The sequence below is a fragment of the Bacillus sp. GMs2/2 genome, assembly GCF_050172095.1.
Taxonomy (GTDB): domain Bacteria; phylum Bacillota; class Bacilli; order Bacillales; family Bacillaceae_G; genus Bacillus_A; species Bacillus_A cereus.
Map to the genome: position 1 here is coordinate 1 of NZ_JBNLYE010000384.1, position 3,567 is coordinate 3,567.

The following is a 3,567-nucleotide window of genomic DNA, read 5'->3' on the forward strand; positions in this document are numbered from 1 at the left end:
TTAAATATTAGACTAATTTCTAATGGTCCCAGTATCTTTTATTTTGACGTGTGTCTTTACATTTATTTTAGCCTCTGCTAACGCTTGCAACCAATCTCCTTTTACTTTTTTCCACTCTTTATATTGAAATGCTCTAGCATATAGGGATAATCCGATTGGATCAATTTTATTCTGCTGTATTTCATACAACATATTTTGTAAATTATTATTAATTTCTTTTTGAATGGCACTTTTTAAATTATTTATATTTTTTTTATTATCATAGTGCCCCTTAATTAAATTCGCATTGGTTTTTTCTATTAAAGCTACATTAGCATATATATCGAGATTAAATACAAACTTTCCGTTTTGAAAATTAACAAATACCTTCCTTGTCGCGTTCTGTACGAAGATAGAAGTGTTTATTTTTTTGTTGGACTTTTTAGGAGGAAGCGCAAGGTGTAGTATCATTCGCCCGCTACTTTTTTGCTTATTTATAAGATTGAAAAATTTAACATCTTTTTTAGGGATATGAGTTAAATATTTCCCTTTTCGATTTAAAAATGCAATTCCTACTGTGTCGATTTCATTCTTTGTTTTTTTGATAATTGGAACAGCTTGCGTCATTCCTTCTTCATTTTGTTCTCTCATTAATTGTTGAATTGTAGAAGAGACGGATTGGTTATTTTGAATTGACGATTCAATTACACCATTTATATAAGATGAAAGTGATGGTTTACTAGGCTTATGAATTTTAAAAATTTCTTCTGCAGGTCCATCTACAAGTACTACTTTAGCATTAATGGTAGCGTAAGGATCACGGTAAGAAGAATCAAGCTCCTGCAACCAATTTGCTTCTTGCGCTAATTTTTTCCCAATTAAAATGATTTCAGCTTTGGAAGCTGTCATAAAGCCTGTTAACTTTGTATCTATCTTACTGAATCCAGTATATACAGTTGATGCTTGTGTCCAATGTTCTATAGTACTTTTTGGTTGTTTATGATGAAAGAGTGGTATGCTTGTTCCAACTTTTATGTCTCCATTAGGGGTTCTATCCAAGCCAATTAACAGGATTAATGAAACCTTCTCAAGAGGAATTCTCTGACTACAACCAATTATATATACACAACAAATTACAATCCATATCCATTTTCGAATCAAAGTTGTTTCCTCCTAGTAATCCAAGTAAAAAGAATACTGTAAGCGAAAAATAAGATTGGTAATAGAATAAAGAAAACGACATTTAAGATATCCATAAGAGAATATATAAACAAATATTGATCCACATCGGGATTTAGGAAAATAAATAGGCCAACTATAAGTAACATAAAAGCAAGTAGCGCCCAATTGCGGGCGTTTTTTTGAAGTGAAATGGTCACAGATTCAAAACTGAAAAATAAATACGGATATATTGTAGTGGAAAATACAATTAAATAGTAAGCGATATATATAATTTCTAATCGTTCCATGAAAGAAAAACGAACCCCTTTTAACAGATGAAATACTGGCCAGATTACATCTTTTATCCCTTCTGGACTAAAGTATATATAAGAAAGGATAGTAACATATAGATAGAAAAACATGGTTCCAGTATTCGCTATTAGTAGTCCTTTTATGGCTTTTTGTTTTTTTTGTAAGAATGGGTATATATAATATGCAATTTCTAGGCCAGCATAAGGAGTAATGGTTTCTTTTGTTGCCTTTACAATAGGGTATAATCCTTCTTTAAATATAGGTAGTAGGTGTAAAGGATTGTAGTTAGTCTTTAGTGAAAAAAGAAGAAATAGCGGCATCCAAGTAGTGAAGAAGAAAACAAGCATAGAATAACTAGTAAGAGCCCTTAACCCACTCAGGGCTAAAATAATAAAAGGTAATAGTAATAATATGGTGATTTGATAAGCAGGAGTGGAAGGGAATATCCACACTTTTACAATATCAGTTGCCTTTAATAAAGTATTAAATCCAGCAAAAAATAGATAAAAGGCATATGCAAGAAAAAGAATTGTCCCTATCCATTTACCAAAGTATGTTTTTAAGATTTGTGAGAAATTTTTGTTAGGATTTTTTTGTAACATTAATATAATAAATACACCGATTATAGAAGTAACTATCCATCCGAGAATGATCGAAATCCAGCCATCTGTACCAGCAGTAGTAGCAAGTGGGCTTGGCATAATTAACATACCAGATGCGAGTTGCAGCGAATGAATGAAAATAATAAATTCGAATAAAGTTACTTTTTGGAACTTAAGATTCCCCATGTTAACCACCTTCTTTTTTCTTTCTTTGTTTCGGCTGTCCTGTACTCGAGCGGGTGGTAATCATCGAAATAGGAAATCTTACAAAAGAATCTTTTAACTCTTGGAGACGAAATGGTGCGATTGGCATTCCGTATGGTGAACCATAGGAAGTTAGTGAAACAAAATGAGCAAATAAGAGCATTAATCCACTAACAATACCTACAATCCCATAAAAGTAAGCCAATAACATCATTGGAAAACGGATAAGGCGTATAGAACTTGATAAATCATAATTAGAAACAATAAATGAAGCAATGGCTGTAATAGATACGATAATAACCATAACGTTACTAACAAGACCAGCTTGAACAGCTGCCTGTCCAATTACAATCCCTCCAACGATTCCAATAGTTTGTCCAATTGGTTGTGGTAAGCGAATGCCAGCTTCACGTAGCATTTCTAGTGTAATTTCCATTATAAAAGCTTCCAATAAGGGGGAGAAAGGGACTTTGACTCTTGATGTTGCAATAGAAGTGTATAAGTCTATAGGAATAATTTCAAAGTGAAAAGAGACTATAGCAATATAAAATGCGGGTAAAAAAATAGCTATAATAAATCCTGCAAATCGTAATAAGCGAAAAAATGATGCGATGAGCCAATGAATATTATAGTCATCTGGGGTTTGAAAAAATCCAATCAAATTCATCGGAACAACCATTGCACCAGGGGATCTATCCATTAATACTGCTACTTTCCCATCAAGTATATGATTTGAAATGGCGTCTGGGCGCTCGCTTAAATACGCCTGTGGAAAAGGAGTCCAATTTTGATCTTTTGTATAATTAGATAGCTCTCCAATACTTAATACCGCATCTGTTTTGATTTTACAGATTCTGGTTTCAATTTCTTGGACTACATCTGCGTTTGCTACATCACCTAAGTAAATTAAATAGACTAAAGAAGTGGCTCTTTCTCCAATCGTCAGCTTTTTGATTTTTAACTCTGTAGAAGGAATATATCGACGGATAAGACCTATATTTTTTGTGGCATTTTCAATAAATCCATCATGGGATCCTTTTATAGTAACTTCTGAAATTGGCTCTTGAATTGCTCTCTCTGCCCAGCCTTTTGTATTTATTAGAAGTGAACGCTTTTCTCCCTCCATAAACAGTACACATTGCCCCTCAAGTAATCCTTCTTTAATTTCATTCCATGTATATACTATTTTGGTATGAGTAGCAATAATATTAGAATTAAATATTTGACTGTCTTCATTTACTTCTTGTAATAATGGTGTAACAACATTGGTTTTTAATGCAACACCATCTGTAAGGCCTTCGAAATAATA

General features: G+C 32.7%; 3 protein-coding genes. All 3 read right to left on the reverse strand.

From position 1 onward, the window contains the following. Positions 1-12: 12 nt before the first annotated feature. On the reverse strand, positions 13-1,140 hold the full coding sequence (locus tag ACQGS6_RS24705; RefSeq protein ID WP_000619978.1) for a Ger(x)C family spore germination protein: 1,128 nt from the start codon (positions 1,138-1,140) through the stop codon (positions 13-15). After that, positions 1,137-2,240: a GerAB/ArcD/ProY family transporter gene (locus tag ACQGS6_RS24710; RefSeq protein ID WP_000527368.1), complete on the reverse strand. Its 1,104-nt coding sequence runs from the start codon at positions 2,238-2,240 to the stop codon at positions 1,137-1,139. Before ACQGS6_RS24710 ends, ACQGS6_RS24705 begins: the two co-directional genes overlap by 4 nt. A 1-nt stretch (position 2,241) precedes the next feature. Continuing rightward, the coding region (locus ACQGS6_RS24715) for a spore germination protein (RefSeq protein ID WP_426965757.1) at positions 2,242-3,567 on the reverse strand (1,326 nt) is incomplete at its 5' end.

Coding starts and splice junctions, on each gene's coding strand:
- ACQGS6_RS24710 (WP_000527368.1), bottom strand. CDS start 2,240: ATGGGGAATCTTAAGTTCCAAAAAGTAACTTTATTCGAATTTATTATT.